Origin of the sequence: Streptomyces sp. NBC_00322 (assembly GCF_036147535.1) — a bacterium.
In the GTDB taxonomy this organism is placed as follows: Bacteria; Actinomycetota; Actinomycetes; order Streptomycetales; family Streptomycetaceae; genus Streptomyces.
This window is the reverse complement of record NZ_CP108019.1, coordinates 3,152,463-3,167,788: the sequence shown is the minus strand read 5'-3', so window position 1 is coordinate 3,167,788 and position 15,326 is coordinate 3,152,463. Positions and strand designations below refer to the sequence as shown.

Below are 15,326 nucleotides of genomic sequence, written 5' to 3'. Positions count from 1 at the left end.
AAGGTCTTTGACCTTCCCCCCGCGGCTCTGCGCTACTGCTTCGCGGCCTTGTCGTACAGCTTGCGCGCGTTCGCGTTGAAGCGGACCGCCGTTGACACACTGTCCGTGTCGCCGCCGCTGGTCACCCCGATGAGGCGGCCCGGATGCTTCGGGTCCCGGTAGCCCGCGAGCCAGGGACCGCCGCTCGTGCCGTCCCAGAAACCGGAGCAGTCCATCCGTACGGATCCGGCCAGTTCGGGATCCGGCTCGGTGTCGGTGGTGCAGGCGATCGGGCGGTTGTCCGGATTGTGGTCGGGGTTGGGGTAGCCGACGACCGTGACCCGGCGGGCCGGCACCGCGGTCCAGTCGACGGGCGTTCCGCCCACGACGTCCTGGACGTTGCGGCCCTTGGCGTCCGGCTCCAGCGTCACGAAGGCGTAGTCCACGGTGTCGGAGTCCTCGGTGTCGGCGCGCCAGCGGGCGTCCACCTGGATGGCGCGGACCTTCCACCGTCCGTACGGCGTCTTGCCCGCACCCGCGCCGCTGAAGCTGGGGGCGAAGGTGACGTTCTCCATATAGCTGCCGTACTCGAAGACACAGTGCGCGGCGGTGGCGATGACATTGCCCTTGGGGCTGTCGACGACGCTCGCGGAGCAGAAGTGCTCGCCGTCCTTGTCGAGCAGTACGCCGGCCGAGGACAGGCCCGCGAAAGCAGTCGCCGAGGACTGTGGCTCGGGCGGCGGCGGCAAGGGGGACGCGTCCCCCGCGTCGGGCGCGGCCGAAACCGGACCGCCGCACGCCGTCGTGGCGGCGAGCAGGGCTATAGCGGGCCACCTCAGCAGCCTCTTCGGGCCGGCGGGTGTCTTTCGCCAGACCCCGCGCACTGTTCCGGCCTGATCCAAAAGACACCCCCGAGCGATCCACTTCATCCGGCCATCTTGCCTGTTTGCGGCCGTCAGTCCAGCCAGCCCCGCAACGTGGCCTGCGCCCCGGCCTGGAAGCGGGTCTCGGCGCCGAGCGTCTCCAGCAGACGGCTGATCCTTCTGCGCGCCGTGTGCACATGGACGCCCAGGCGGCGGGCGATCGCCTCGTCCTTGAGGCCCGCCGCGAGCAGACCCAGTAGCTCCTTCTGCGCCTTCGCGAGCGCCGCGTCGTCGCACGCCCCGCCCGACCCGCCGAGCGGTGTGGCCCTGTCCCACACCGTCTCGAACAGCGGCATCAGCGCGTTGCGCAGCAACGCGTCGCCGATCACCAGGGCGGATGCCCTCGGGTCCGCCGGGTCGGCCGGCGGAAGCAGGGTGATCCGCCGGTCCACGGTGATCAGTTCGGTGGGCACCGCCGCCGCCACCCGTGCCCGCAGGCCCTGTTCGACGAGGCCGGTCACCGAGCCCATCCGGCCGGGACAGGCGAGTCCGTCCCGGTCCAGGACGGTCCGCACCTCCACCCCGCGGTCCAGGAGCCCCTCGATGTCCAGGGCCGGCGCGCGTGAACCGCCGTCCCCGCGTGGCCCCTTCCCGTACGGCGACCGGTCCAGGATGGCGACCTCCCGCTCCGCCGTGGCCAGCAGATACTCCGCCCGTTCGCCGATGGCCCGCGGCCCCGTCACCACCTCGATGCCACGCTCGGGTGCGCCGGTCGCCCCCGACATCAGGCGGCCCGCCAGCCGGTCCGCGGTCATCCGTAATCGTTCCAACTCGGCCGAGCGTAAGTGCAGTTCGGCCTGGCGGCGGTGGATGAGCGTACGGATCGCGGCGTCCGGCGCCGCCGGATGCGGCAGCGCGTCCCCGTCGGCCGGCAACGCGAGGCCGTGCTCGACCAGATGGCCGAGCGCCCGGTCGATGCGGTCGCGTGGCAGGCCCAGCAGGCGCGCCAACTCCTCGGCCCCGGTGGCCCGTTCCTTGAGCAGTGCCTCGTAGATGCGTTCCTCGGCCTCCCCCAGGCCGAGGGTGTGCAGTTCCCCCTCGCTCATGCGTCGGATTCTCACTCCCTCTTCACGGGCCACACAAGTGTGCGTGTCCACTTGTCAACATGCCCGCCACATTGATCGGTTGGCGTCCCGCGGGTTGCATGGCCATGACCACCTTTACGGCTTGACCAGCACGTGGGAGGGGTACGTACTGTGCGCAAGGCCAGGACAAGCACACAGAGATCGGGTATTTCCAGGGGGACCGGTCTCGTGGCACTGCTCGGCGCGGCCGGGCTGTTGCTGACGGCGGTACCGGCCCAGGCGGCCGCCCCGCCGGCCACCGCACCGCCCGCCGACGTCCTTCCGGGGGCCGAGACGGCCACCCCGTCGCTCGTCGACGGAATCAGGGAGGCGGCGGACGCCAAGGCAAGCCCGGCGGACGCGGCCCGCGGCCATCTCGCCGCCAAGGAGAGCCGCTACAAGATCGCCGACGCGCGGCGCGACCTCGCGCCGATGGGGACCGTCAAAAATGGCGCGGAAGAGACCGTGCGGCTTCAGCAGAAGCACCACGGCATACCGGTGTTCGGCGGCGAGTACGTCGTACGGATGGAGTCCAAGGGCGGCAAGCGCGTCGTCACCGGCACCTCCGGCAAGTACTTCACGGGTCTGAAGACCGGCACCAAGGCGAGCGTCACCAAGGACACCGCGGTACGCCGCGCGGTCGCGGCCACCGCCGCACGCCTCGGCGGCAAGACGCTCAGCAAGGCCGACGCGATACGCGGCAAGGGCGCCAAGTCCGCGAAGGCGGCGGCCCTCACCGGCAGCGCGGGCGGCCTCGTCGTGATCCCGCGCGGCGAGGGCATCCTCGCCCACCACGTGACCGTACGCGGCACGAACCCCACCACCGGCGAACCGGTGCTCCAGCAGGTCTACATCGACGCCCGCGCCGGCTACCCGGTGCTGCAGTTCAGCGGCATCAAGACGCTGACCGCGAAGGGGACCGCCGCGTCCGGCGCCACCGCGAAGGCCGCCCCGGCGGGGGCCCGCGCGGCCGAGGCCGACCCGGCCGCCGGGGTCAAGGGCAGCGGCGTCAAGCTCGACAAGGCCAAGGTCGACCTCGACCTCCAGCTCGACACCGCCGCGAACAAGTACCTGATGATCGACTCCACGCGGATGGCGGGCTCCACCAAGAACACCCTCACCACCTGGGACGCCCGCGACCGCGATGTCAGTGAGGTGGCCGGAACCTGGCCCGGCGGGCTGAAGGAGTTCAGCCACCCGGAGAAGGACTTCGGCAAGGACGCCACCGATTCCGGAGCGGTCGACGCGCACTGGGCGGCCGGCAAGGTCTACGACTACTACAAGCAGAACCACGGCCGCGACAGCCTCGACGGCCGCGGCATGACCATCAACTCCCTGGTCGGCGTGACCGAGTTCGGCACGCCGTACGTCAACGCCTTCTGGGACGGCCAGAAGATGGTCTACGGCAGCGGCGACGAGGACTACAAGCCGCTCTCCGCCGACCTCGACGTGGTGGGCCACGAGATGACGCACGGCGTCGTCGAGAACACCGCCAACCTCGTCTACGCCGGACAGTCCGGCGCGCTGAACGAGGCGCTCGCCGACTACTTCGGCAACGCGATCGACACCGCCGCATCCGGAGTCTCCATGGACGACCCGGACGCCGGTCTCATCGGCGAGGACCTGTGCCGTGCGACGAAGCCGCGGGCCTGCGCCTTCCGCGACCTCAACGACGGCGCGACCACCTCGAAGAACTTCCTCGGCGTCACCTTCGGCACCGACAACGGCGGGGTGCACCTCAACTCCACCGTCTTCTCCGGCGCGCTGTGGGACCTGCGCCAGGACGTGGGCGGGCAGCTCGCCGACAGCATCGTGTACAAGGCGCTGTCCGAGTACATGACTCCGCTCGACGGCTTCACCGACGGCCGCAACGCGGTACTCGCAGCCGCGAAGGACCTCGGCGTCACCGCGAAGCAGCTCACCGCCGTCAAGCGCTCCTTCAACGCCCACGGCATCGTCCCGGGCTGGGAGGACGCGCTCGGCGTCGACTCCGACCAGCTGCTCGGCAAGGTCAACACCGGGGGCACCGGAGCCCAGGCGGGCGGCGGCTGGTGGACCGCCTCGCAGTCCAACGACGACGGCTCGGAGCCGTACTCCGTGTACGCGGGCCGTACGGACGGCAAGGGCGCCCCGAAGCTGATCAGCCCCAACGACGGCCGCTACCACGTCTATCCGGCGACCGACGGCAAGACGGTCGTCTGGGTGGCGTACGGCCCGACCAGCCTCGACATCCTCTCCCGCCCCCTCACGGGCGGACCGATCAAGAAGCTGTACACCTCGTCCACCGACATCGGCGGCCTGCGCGTCGAGAACGGCGTCGTCGTCTTCGAGAGCTTCGGCATCTTCGGCGACCGGCACGTCGGCTATCTGCGCCCCGGCGACCGTGAGCCCACCTTCGTCGACGGCGGCGGCTTCGAGACCCTGACCGCCCTCCCGGCGATCAAGAACGGCAGGCTCGCCTACGCCAAGCTGTATCCGACCCCCGAGGACTACAAGCTGGGCGTCGAGGTCTTCGACCTCAAGACCGGCAAGGCCGCCCTCGCGGAGCAGCTCGGCGAACCGCAGATCCTCGGCCAGACCGGAATCAACGCCACGCACGCCTTCTGGCTGGTGGACGAGAACCTGAACGACCAGGGCCAGATGGGGATCCGCCGCTCGGGCCTGGACGGCAAGGACACGGTGGACATCAGCTCCGAGTACAAGCCGAGCGCTCTGATGCCGTTCGACCTCACGGCCTCGGACGACGCGGTCACCGTGAACAGCGCACTGCCCGACACGGCGTTCCGCAACGAGTCACTGCCGAAACTCTGGCAGCTGACCACCGACGGATCGCGCCAGGAGCGGGTCTCCTGCAACCGCGGCGAACAGATCTCCCCGGCCGCGGTCACCGGCCGCCAGGTGATCTGGATCGACGGCACGACGGGCTGGACCGACCTGGTCACCCGCGAACGCCCCGCGGGCCTGTGCGGCTGAGACTCCGGCCCCGGCCCCGATGAGAGACGGACCCCCGGCGCCCGTGCGCCGGGGGTCCTTCGCGGTCGTTCACAATGGACCCATGGAAAACCCCCTGCAGGCCGACTGCGGGAGCTGCTTCGGGCTGTGCTGCGCCGCGCTGCCGTTCGCCAAGTCGGCGGACTTCGCGATCAACAAGGACGCCGGAAAGCCCTGCCCCAATCTGCGCACGGACTTCCGCTGCGGCATCCACACCCGGCTGCGGCAGAGCGGCTTTCCCGGCTGCACGGTCTACGACTGCTTCGGCGCCGGGCAGCAGGTCTCCCAGGTCACCTTCGGCGGCACGGACTGGCGGCAGGCGCCGGACACCGCGCAGCAGATGTTCGCGGTGTTCCCTGTCGTACGGCAGCTGCACGAACTGCTCTGGTACCTGACCGAGGCGCTGAAGCTGCGGCCGGCTCGCGCGCTGCACGGCGAGATCCGCCGGCTGCTGGAGGGGACCGAGCGCCTGACCGGTCTTGCCCCCGACGCGCTGGAAAAGCTCGATGTGGCGGCGCACCGGCAGGACGTGAACGTGCTGCTGCTCCGTACGAGCGAACTGGTGCGGGCCGAAGCCGGACGCAAGAAGAAGGACCGCCGAGGGGCCGACCTGATCGGGGCGAGGCTCCGTGGCGCCGACCTCCGTGGCGCCAATCTGCGGGGCGCGTATCTCATCGCGGCCGACCTCACGGGCGCCGATCTGCGTCTCGCGGACCTCATCGGGGCGGACCTGCGGGACGCGGACCTGGCGGGCGCGGATCTGACGGGGAGCTTCTTCCTTACGCAACCGCAGCTCAACGCGGCGAAGGGCGACGCGGCGACCAAGCTGCCGCCCGCGCTGACCCGCCCTGCGCACTGGTCGTGACCCAGGGGTCGCGAAAGTGCGCGGGACGGGCTGTCACGCTCTGCTCAGCCGTTCGCGAGAGCCACGACGCGGTCCAGCGCTCCGTTGAACTTGTCGTGGTCGCCGACGATCGGTCCTGACGAGGTGTACTGCCACATCGTCTGGTAGACCCAGCCGGCCGGGAGCGTGCCGGGTGTGGTGTTGTAGCGCGCGATCCACAGCGGGTTGCTCGCGCCGAAGCCGCTGTAGTTGCCGGTGCACTGGGTCCACCAGCTGGTCGCGGTGTAGATCACCGCGTCGCGCCCGGTGCGGGCCTTGTAGCGGCTCAGGAAGTCGCGGATCCAGGTGACCATCCCGGACTGCGTCTTGCCGAAGCACGCGGCGCCGTACGGGTTCCATTCGATGTCGAGCGCGCCCGGCAGGGTCCTGCCGTCGCGGGACCAGCCGCCGCCGTTGTTCACGAAGTAGTCGGCCTGCGCGGCGCCGGTGGCGGTGTCGGGGGTGGCGAAGTGGTAGGCACCGCGGATCATCCCGACGTTGTACGAGCCGGTGTACTGCTGCCCGAAGTACGGGTTCTTGTAGTAGGTGCCCTCGGTGGCTTTGACGTAGGCCCACTTCACACCGCTGTTCCACAGGCGGGGCCAGTCGACGTTGCCCTGGTGACTGGAGACGTCGACGCCTTCCGTCTGCACCACCCGGGTGTCACGGGGGAGCCCTCCCTGGCCGTCGTGGGCGATGACCCCCATGCCCAGGTGGGCGGAGCCGCGCGGGGGTACGTCATCGGCGTTTGCCGCGCCGGGCAGCGTGAGGAGAAGGGACAGGACTGCGAGGAGGATGCCGGCTGCCGCGAGATGCGACCGGCCGGTCTTTCGGGATCTGTGCACGGGCATAGCGTGCCTCCGAAGACCTCGGTGGGGGATCTGGCGATCTGTCGACATGCCGTGGCGGAAATCTGTGGCGGGGACCATATGGTGTGGACATGTCAGCAATGAAGTTAGGCACGTGGAACCCCTTGTGGAAGGGGGGCAGGGGGCTGCCGTTGGTCTACGCCTGCGAAATACTGGCCGAGCTGCGGCGATGGGATGCGCCGGAAGAAACTTTCAGAATCCGGAAAGCGCGCGAGGGGTGCTGACGTGCACGAAAGCGGTACGGGGAGTGAAGCGAACTCGAAGGGCGGGAATGGTGTGGACCGCGAATTCCTTGCTCTGGAAAGGGAGTTGGCGGTCTTTCTGCGCCGGGCCCGGGCGTCCTCGGGCGAGATGGCCCGCGAGGTCCACCCCGAGCTGGAGCCCGCCGCGTACGGGCTGCTCGTCCGGCTGGAAGAAGCCGGGCAGCAGCGGGCGACCGAACTCGCGGCGTACTTCGGCGTCGGCAAGGCGACGATGAGCCGTCAGCTGCGCGCGCTGGACGAGCTCGGCCTGGTGACCCGCGAACCGGATCCGGCGGACGGCCGGGCTTCACTCGTCCGGCTCACCGAAGAAGGTCGGCTCCGCTTCCGCCGAGTGAGGGACGCGAGGCGGGACCGGTACGTGAGCAAGCTGGCGGGGTGGGACCGGGGGGAGATCGCGGAGCTGGCGCGGCTGCTGCATCAGCTGAACGCGCGAGCGGGGAGCTGAACGGTCCGCCTGCGGCGGGCGTTGCCCCCGCGCCGCCCTCCCCCAGACTTCGTCCGGGGGGATCCTACGAGGCTGGATGTGCGGCCCTGCCGCACATTGCAGCCCGTCCGGCGTTTGAGGACATGCGACCGAAGGTCGCATACGGGGTCCGGGGCGAAGCCCCGAACGCGTCAGAGCTCGGCGAAGACCGCCGTCGCGTCGTCGCGGAGCTTCCAGCGGATCACCTCACCCCGCTCCTGCGCCGACGTCTCCATCGACCTGACCCGGTCGATCAGGCCCTGCGGGCCCTCCTTGCGGAGCAGGGCCATGCAGTCGGCCCAGTCGCCCTCGCCGAACATGTCGACCCAGCGTGAGGCTCCGTCGGTGAGCGCCGCCACGGCGCGGACCCCGGACCGGGGCGTCGCGCCCGTCACCGCGCGCGCCGACACCGCCGGGTCCGCCGCCGCCGTGAAGAAGCCGCCCTCCGCGTTGCGCAGTGCGTCCGCCGTGGCGTGTGTGCGCAGCAGTTCGCGGGGCAGGCGGTCGATGCGGTCGTCCAGCACCGGGCGCACCTCTCCGTTCGGCGACTCCAGCAGCAGCGTCGAGTCGGAGAGGACCAGATGCTCCACGGCGTCCGCCGAGCCGCCCCAGCGCACCAGGACCACCGTCGCCTGAGGCGTACGCACGTGAGAAAGGTCACAGGTGTCGCGGTGGGAGTCGGCGGTGCGCCGGATTGCCTCGGCGAGAATTTTGGCCAGGGTCATATCCCGCCGTGAACCGGACAGTTCGATCAGCGCGCCGCCGAGCCTGGCGGTGAACCACGGCACACCGTGCACACATCCGTCCTCGCCCGCCGGAGGCGTCACACCGTCCAGTACCACGATCGTTCCGCCCTGGCCCGAGGCAGGCAGGGCCACGGATGCCCAGTCCTCGTTGAGCCGCTCGGGGGTGCCGGGTGCGCTAGCCAGTTCGATACGCATGACCCCAGTCTGCATGACTCCTTCACGATGCCCCCACGACACCGCAAATGGCTCGTATCAGCAGGTCAGAAGGGTCCCGGACCCGCGGCGGCGCGGCCTGGGGCAGCTGCGGGCGCGCATCCTGCCAAAGCCCGGCCGGAAGATCCAGCCGGACCCCGCGCGCCGCCGTATCCGTGGCCGGGGCGAGTTGTTTGTCAACTCCTCAGTGATGTTCACTCCTTCGGGTGGCGGAGCGGCCGATGCGCGCCTCCCTCCCAAAGGCGCTGGAATGGTCGTAAGCCATACCAGGGGTGGGGCTCTCACGTGTGACCGGTCGTCATCTCTGCTTCATGGGTGGACGAGTCAAGCAAGATTGCGAGCACCGGTGCAGAACAAGCGGCCGTCCCGGACGCAGGACCCCTCGCCCGAGCCCGCCGAGCGCGGTCGCGCCAAGCGCGTGCGCAACCGCCTCGTCGCCGGCGTCGCCGCCGTCACCATCGTGGTGGTCGCCGCGGGCACCCCCGGCATCCTCGCCACCTCCGCCGAACTCACCGAGTCCCAGCGCCTGGTCACCCTCGCCGGACTCGACCGCCAGGCCGTCACCCTGGCCCACTCCCTCGCCGACGAGCGCGACGAGGTCACCGCGTACATCGCCGCGGGCCGCGCGGACCAGAAGGGCGACAAGGCCGCCCGGCGCGCGGTCTCCGCCGGGTTGAGCGCCCGCGTCGACCGGCAGATCGACGAGATCCGCGGCAGCATCCCCGACGACCACGCCGATCTGGGCCGCGATCTGTCCGTCGTCCCCTCCGTCCGCCGCACCGCGCTGACCGGCAAGGGCACGGCGATGGAGGCCCACCGGGCGTACACGGCCGTCATCGCGAGCCTGCACGCCCTGGCCGACGAACTGGCCGAGAAGACCCCTCCGCGGGCGGCCAACGGCACCCGGGCCCCCGCCGAGCTCGGCCTCGCCGTCGAGCAGGCCTCCGCGACCCGCGGGCTGCTGCTGGCCGCGCTGGCCCTGCCCGCCAAGCAGAGCAACCCGGGCTTCGACCCGGTCACCGGACTGCCCGTGGAGGGCGAGGACGACGACGCCGCGGACCCCGCGCGCAACGCGCTGAGCGCCGCCGCACAGCAGTCCCGGATGCGTGAACTCGCCGCGCTCGCCGACTTCGACCGGGCCGCCGACAAGGACGCCCGCGACTCGCTGGCCGCCACCGTCACCGGGGCCGAGGTCAAGACCGCCGAGATCTACCTCGCCCGGCTGACCGACCAGCCCGAGCTCTCGAAGGCCGACCGCAAGTCCAACCGCGAGAAGCTCGAAACCTCGCTCACCGCCCGTATCGAGCAGATGCGCGGCGTCGAGTCGACGCTTGCCGCCGAGCGGATCGAGCGCTTCGAGCAGCTGCGCGACGACGATGTCACCGCACTGGAGATCCGGGTCGCGCTTCTCGGCGGCCTGGTGATCGTCGCCATCGGAGTCTGTGCAGCCGTGGCCCGTACGCTCACCCGCCCGCTCGCCGTCCTGCGGATCGGCGCGGCCCGCATCGCCGCCGCCCCCGAGGTCGAGGAGCCGGTCCGCTTCACCGGTCGCAACGACGAGTTCGCGCAGGTCGTACGCTCCCTGAACACCCTGCACGGCAGGGTGCGGGACCTAGGAGTACGCGCCGAACGCCTCGACAGCGACCGCGGCGACCTGGCCGGCGCCCGCGACACGCTCGCCGCCGAACTCGCCACGGGACGCGCCGAGCTCAAGGAGCAGACCGATCTGCTGACCGCCGAGCTCGAACGCCTGCGGCACACCGTCCAGCACACCTTCGTCAACCTCTCGCTGCGCACCCTCGGCCTCGTCGAGCGTCAGCTCGGCGTCATCGAGAAGCTGGAGGAGCGCGAGCAGGACCCCGAGCGGCTCGCGACCCTCTTCAAGCTCGACCACATGGCGACCGTCATGCGCCGCCACAGCGAGAACCTGCTGGTCCTCGCGGGCGCCGAGCACAGCCACGGCCATCCCGGACCCGTCCCGCTCGTCGACGTACTGCGGGCGGCCGTCAGCGAGATCGAGCGGTACGAACGGGTCGTCATCCAGTCGCTGCCGCCGCACGCCCAGGTCGCCGGATTCGCCGCCGACGACCTCAGTCATCTGGTCGCCGAACTCCTGGAGAACGCCACCTCCTTCTCGCCGCCGGACGCCCAGGTCGAGCTGTCGGGCTGGCTGCTGGAGAGCGGCGAGGTGATGCTCTCCGTACAGGACAGCGGCATAGGGATGACCGCCGGGCGGATCGCCGAGCTCAACGCCCGCCTTGAGGACCCGCAGGCGTATCAGACGCGGACGGGCCGGGACGGCGAGGGCCTCGGGCTGCGGGTGGCCGCGCTCCTGGCGGCGCGTCATGGCGTACGGGTCCAGCTGCGCGAGCAGAAGGGCGGCGGGATCGCCGCGGTCGTCGTCATCGCGCAGGCGCTGCTGCCGACAGGCCCGCCGGCGCCCGCGTCGCCCACGGTGACCATGGCAGGGTCCGCGCCTGCGCTGCATCTGCCCGGATCGGTGGCGGAGGCCAACTCCAACGCCCTGCCCGGCAGTTCGCGGCGTATCGACCCCCTGGTAGCGGCCGCAGAGCAGGCGATCCGCGAGGCGGAGCCGGACGCTCACGAGCTAGCGGCGGACGGCGACAAGGCCGAGGGGATCGACGCGGCCGACGGCATCGATGAAACGACATTCGCGATGCGCCTGCCGGACCCGCAGCCGGAGCCGGAGCCGGAGGCCGAACCGGAGCCGGAGCCGGAGCCGGAGCCGGAGCCGGAGCCGGAGCCGGAGCCGGAGCCGGAGCCGGAGCCCGAAGCTGAACCGCAGCCGGAGGCAACACCCGAGCCCGAGGCCGTGGAGCCCGAGGGCGTGGAGCCCGAGGGCGTGGAGTTCGAGCCCGCGCAGCCCGCCTGGGAACGCGTCACGGACAAGGGCCTGCCCAAGCGTTCCCCCAAGATCGTCAAACCCGCCGCCGCGCCCACCGGACGCACCGGCGGCATCGACGCCGACGCCCTGCGCCGCCGCCTCGGCGGCTTCCAGCAGGGCGCCAACGAAGGCCGCCGCGACGCCGAGGCGGAGATCACACAGCAGACAGAAGGCACACCTGCAACTGGCGCACGTACAACAACAGAAGAAGCGGGGGACACAGTCGAGGAGGCACGCAGTTGACTGCGACCGGGACATTCGGCCTGAGCAGTGAAGCCCGCAATCTGCACTGGTTGCTGAGCAATCTCGTGGAGGAGGTGCCAGGGGTGCGCTCGGTCGCCGTCGTCTCGTCCGACGGGCTGCTGCTGCTCTCCTCCGACCCCGCCCACAACGCCGCGGCGGCCACCACCGAGCGCCCGGAAGGACCCAAGGGCTCCAGCGCCGACCTCGCCACCATCGTCTCAGGCATCGGCAGCCTCACCATCGGCGCCGCACGGCTGATGGACGGCGGCGCCGTCAAGCAGACGATGGTCGCCATGGAGGAGGGCAGCGTCTTCGTGATGTCGATCAGCGACGGCTCACTGCTCGGCGTGCATGCCACACCCGACTGCGACATGTCCGTCGTCGCGTACCACATGGCGCTCTTCGTCGGCCGCGCCGGACACGTCCTCACCCCCGAACTCCGCAGCGAGCTGCGCACATCGATGGAGGAGAGCGCCCAGTGACGTCCGCCGCCGAACCGGCCCGCAGGCTCCCCATGCGTGGCGACGGCCGCCGCCCGGCCCGGGTCCGCCCCTACTCGCTCACCGGCGGCCGCACCCGCTTCGGTCATGTGCTGCTCGTCGAGACCTTCGTGGCCGCGCTCGAAGCACCGGCCGAGCGCCGGGAACTCCCCAGGGGCTCCTCGCGCGTCATGCCCGAGCTGCGGGCCATCGTCGAGCTGTGCCGTCGTATGCGTACCGTCGCGGAGATATCGGCGCTGCTGAAGATGCCGCTGGGTGTGGTCCGGGTGCTGCTCAGTGATCTGGCCGACCAGGGAAGGATCCGCGTGTTCGGGACCGGGCACGGCTCCGGCCAGCCCGACCGCGCGCTGCTCGAAAGGGTGCTGAGTGGACTCCGCCGCCTCTGACACGCTCGCCCCCGACCCGAGCTCGGGCACCCTGCCGGCCCCGCCCGACCCGCAGCCCGAAGAGGAGCTGCAGGCCTGGCAGTTGGACCCCACCCGGGCCCCCACCGCGACCAAGATCGTGGTCGCGGGCGGTTTCGGCGTGGGCAAGACGACCTTCGTCGGAGCGGTCTCCGAGATCACGCCGCTCAAGACCGAGGCGCTGATGACGCAGGCGAGCGAGGAGAGCGACGATCTCACCGCGACGCCCGACAAGCTCACCACCACCGTCGCCATGGACTTCGGCCGGATCACGCTCGACGACGATCTGGTGCTGTACGTCTTCGGCACACCGGGACAGCAGCGCTTCTGGTTCATGTGGGACGACCTGGTGCGCGGCGCGATCGGCGCGGTCGTGCTGGCCGACACCCGCAGGCTGCCGGACTGCTTCCCGGCGCTCGACTACTTCGAGAGCAGCGCTCTGCCGTACATCGTCGCCGTCAACCACTTCGAGGGCACGGAGCGGTTCGAGGCCGAGGACGTGCGGGAGGCCCTGACGGTTCCGCCCCACGTACCCGTGGTGATCATGGACGCACGCAGCCGGATCACGGTGGTCGAGTCGCTGCTCACACTGGTCGCCCACGCCCTCGAAGCCACCCCCCAGTAGCTACACAACGGAGAACCCCCGCCATGCGGAAGATACTCATCGTCGGAGCCGGCCAGTCCGGTCTCCAGCTCGCGCTCGGCCTCCAGTCCCAGGGCTACGACGTCACCGTGATGTCCAACCGCACGGCGGACGAGATCCGCTCCGGCCGGGTCATGTCCACGCAGTGCATGTTCGACACCGCGCTCCAGCACGAGCGGGATCTCGGCATCAACTTCTGGGAGTCCCAGGCGCCGCGCATCGAGGGACTCGGTGTCTCCGTCGCCGCCCCCGACGCCTCGCGCGCCGTCGACTGGGTCGGCAAGCTCGACGGCTACGCCCAGTCCGTCGACCAGCGCGTGAAGATGGCCGGCTGGATGGATACCTTCGCCCAGCGCGGCGGCCAGCTCGTCATCCACGGCGCCGCCGTCTCGGACCTGGACTACTTCTCCCGTACGTACGACCTGGTGCTGGTCTCGGCGGGCAAGGGCGAACTGGTCTCGATGTTCGGCCGGGACGCCTCGCGCTCCCCGTACGACACCCCGCAGCGGGCGCTCGCCGTCTCCTACGTCCACGGCCTGGGCCCGCGCCCCGAACACCCCGAGTACGACGCGGTCCGCTGCAACCTCGTCCCCGGGGTCGGCGAGCTCTTCGTGATGCCGACCCTCACCACCACCGGTCGCGCCGACATCCTCTTCTGGGAAGGCATCCCGGGCGGCCCGCTCGACGTGTTCCAGGACGTCAAGGACCCCGCCGAGCACCTTTCCCTGACGCTTGAGCTGATGGAGAAGTTCACGCCCTGGGAGTACGCGCGTGCCACCAAGGTCGAGCTGACCGACCCGGGCGCCACCCTGGCCGGGCGCTACGCCCCCACCGTCCGCCTGCCGATCGGCCGGCTCCCCGGCGGCGGCCTCGTCCTGGGTGTCGCGGACGTCGTCGTCGCCAACGACCCGATCACCGGACAGGGCTCCAACTCGGCGTCCAAGTGCGCCGCTTCGTATCTCGCCTCGATCACCGGACACGGCGACGGGCCGTTCGACGAGGAGTGGATGCAGTCCACGTTCGACCGCTACTGGGACACGGCGCAGCACGTCACCAAGTGGACGAACGCGATGCTCGGCGTCCCGCCGGAGCACGTACTCAACCTGATCGGCGCGGGCGGTCAGTTGCAGCCGGTCGCCAACCGGTTCGCGAACGGCTTCAACGACCCGGCCGACTTCGAGAACTTCTTCTACGAGCCGGAGAAGACAGCCGCGTATTTGGCGGTTGCCGGAGCCTGACGGGCTTCTGACCAGCGGTCCAACCGTCGTTGTCGGTCGTCTTCGGCCGCCCTCGGACGGCCCACGGACGGCCCGGCCCCGGTGTCCGGCAGTGCCGCTAACGTTAGCGGCACTGCTAGCGGGCGGTCCTTACTGGTCGCCCGCCTCGGGACGCTGTCGATAGCGGCCAGGGGCTGCTGTCGACAGCAGTCCTGATAGCAGCCAAAAGCAGCGCTGATCAGCGCGTTAGCAGATAGCGCCCCATCCGCCGGAACCCGCAAAACCGGCTAGTGGGGTGCACCCCACTACCCAGTAGAGGGGTGAGAGTAGCCACCCCAGCGATCGACTACCAGCACCACCCTCGGGCGATCAACACTCGCCACTACTGGCTAGATGTGGTTGAGGTGTCCGCGGCGGAGCCATTGGCGGATGGTGCCGGGCTTGATGCCGGTCTCCACTTCCGCAGCGTAGGGGTCGACGAGGAGCGGCTCGGTCATTGGCTCCATGGTGCGGGAGCACGAGCTTCGTGTTCCACTGAGCTGGGTGCTCGGTATGGCCAGGTCGGATGATCCAGGCGAGCCCGGCAGGCCGCGTGGGATGCGGGGCTGGTGGGGGCAGCTCGGCATGCTGAAGTGGGTGGTGGGTCTGGCGGCCCTCCTGCTGCTCCTCCTGGCCTCTACCGCGTTCGGCGCCATTTTGGCAGCTGTGGACAGTCCTTCTGAGCCGACATCCACGCCGGTCCCGACGTCTACGCCGACATCCAGGCCGGTCCCGACGTCTACGCCGACATCCAGGCAGGTCCCGACGTCTACGCCGACATCCAGGCCGGTCCCGACGTCTACGCCGACATCCAGGCCGGTCCCGACGTCTACGCCGACGCCCACGCCCACGCCCACGCCGTCATCCACGCCTACGCCCACGCCCACGCCCACGCCGACACCCACGCCGGTCCCGACGGTGACGGTGACGGTCGTGCCACCGACGCCCACGGTGACGGTGACGATGACCGAGACCGAGACA

At 70.5% G+C, this 15,326-nt stretch carries 13 protein-coding genes; 8 read left to right on the top strand and 5 right to left on the bottom strand.

All coding sequences use genetic code 11. From position 1 onward, the window contains the following. Positions 1–32: 32 nt before the first annotated feature. The gene (locus tag OG905_RS14100; protein ID WP_328668316.1) at positions 33–908 is read right to left on the bottom strand and encodes a trypsin-like serine peptidase; all 876 of its coding nucleotides are present in this window, start codon (positions 906–908) and stop codon (positions 33–35) included. A gap of 26 nt (positions 909–934) precedes the next feature. Beyond that, on the bottom strand, positions 935–1,948 hold the full coding sequence (locus tag OG905_RS14095) for a helix-turn-helix domain-containing protein (protein WP_328668315.1): 1,014 nt from the start codon (positions 1,946–1,948) through the stop codon (positions 935–937). A gap of 207 nt (positions 1,949–2,155) precedes the next feature. Here OG905_RS14095 and OG905_RS14090 point away from each other — a divergent pair, with 207 nt between their 5' ends. Beyond that, positions 2,156–4,939 carry a M4 family metallopeptidase gene (locus OG905_RS14090; protein ID WP_328668314.1) on the top strand — a complete coding sequence of 928 codons (2,784 nt, stop codon included), beginning with the start codon at positions 2,156–2,158 and terminating at the stop codon, positions 4,937–4,939. An 82-nt stretch (positions 4,940–5,021) separates the two neighbouring features. Continuing rightward, positions 5,022–5,822, top strand: a complete 801-nt coding sequence (locus tag OG905_RS14085; RefSeq protein ID WP_328668313.1) for a pentapeptide repeat-containing protein — start codon at positions 5,022–5,024, stop codon at positions 5,820–5,822. A gap of 44 nt (positions 5,823–5,866) precedes the next feature. On the opposite strand, the gene OG905_RS14080 is transcribed toward OG905_RS14085, so the two are convergent. Further along, positions 5,867–6,691 (bottom strand): lysozyme, encoded by an 825-nt coding sequence (locus tag OG905_RS14080; protein ID WP_328668312.1) that lies wholly within the window; start codon positions 6,689–6,691, stop codon positions 5,867–5,869. A 243-nt stretch (positions 6,692–6,934) separates the two neighbouring features. Here OG905_RS14080 and OG905_RS14075 point away from each other — a divergent pair, with 243 nt between their 5' ends. Then, positions 6,935–7,417 carry a MarR family winged helix-turn-helix transcriptional regulator gene (locus OG905_RS14075; RefSeq protein ID WP_443043939.1) on the top strand — a complete coding sequence of 161 codons (483 nt, stop codon included), beginning with the start codon at positions 6,935–6,937 and terminating at the stop codon, positions 7,415–7,417. A gap of 170 nt (positions 7,418–7,587) precedes the next feature. On the opposite strand, the gene OG905_RS14070 is transcribed toward OG905_RS14075, so the two are convergent. Then, on the bottom strand, positions 7,588–8,376 hold the full coding sequence (locus OG905_RS14070) for a hypothetical protein (RefSeq protein WP_328682318.1): 789 nt from the start codon (positions 8,374–8,376) through the stop codon (positions 7,588–7,590). Positions 8,377–8,740: 364 nt separating this feature from the next. Here OG905_RS14070 and OG905_RS14065 point away from each other — a divergent pair, with 364 nt between their 5' ends. From OG905_RS14065 to OG905_RS14045, 5 genes are read left to right on the top strand one after another with little or no spacing between them, the layout of a single operon-like run. Continuing rightward, positions 8,741–11,542 carry a sensor histidine kinase gene (locus OG905_RS14065; RefSeq protein WP_328668310.1) on the top strand — a complete coding sequence of 934 codons (2,802 nt, stop codon included), beginning with the start codon at positions 8,741–8,743 and terminating at the stop codon, positions 11,540–11,542. Further along, positions 11,539–12,024, top strand: coding sequence for a roadblock/LC7 domain-containing protein (locus OG905_RS14060; protein ID WP_328668309.1), 486 nt, complete (start codon positions 11,539–11,541; stop codon positions 12,022–12,024). Before OG905_RS14065 ends, OG905_RS14060 begins: the two co-directional genes overlap by 4 nt. 32 nt (positions 12,025–12,056) lie before the next feature. Continuing rightward, positions 12,057–12,428, top strand: coding sequence for a DUF742 domain-containing protein (locus OG905_RS14055; protein WP_328682317.1), 372 nt, complete (start codon positions 12,057–12,059; stop codon positions 12,426–12,428). Then, a complete protein-coding gene (locus tag OG905_RS14050) occupies positions 12,409–13,071 on the top strand; it encodes a GTP-binding protein (RefSeq protein ID WP_443043938.1) in 663 nt (220 codons plus the stop codon). The genes OG905_RS14055 and OG905_RS14050 overlap by 20 nt, the downstream gene beginning before the upstream one ends. Positions 13,072–13,094: 23 nt before the next feature. Continuing rightward, positions 13,095–14,327 (top strand): styrene monooxygenase/indole monooxygenase family protein, encoded by a 1,233-nt coding sequence (locus tag OG905_RS14045; protein ID WP_328668308.1) that lies wholly within the window; start codon positions 13,095–13,097, stop codon positions 14,325–14,327. Between the two features lie 368 nt (positions 14,328–14,695). On the opposite strand, the gene OG905_RS14040 is transcribed toward OG905_RS14045, so the two are convergent. Next, complete coding sequence (locus OG905_RS14040; RefSeq protein WP_328668307.1) at positions 14,696–15,295, bottom strand: hypothetical protein; 600 nt, start codon at positions 15,293–15,295, stop codon at positions 14,696–14,698. Between the last annotated feature and the right edge of the window lie 31 nt (positions 15,296–15,326).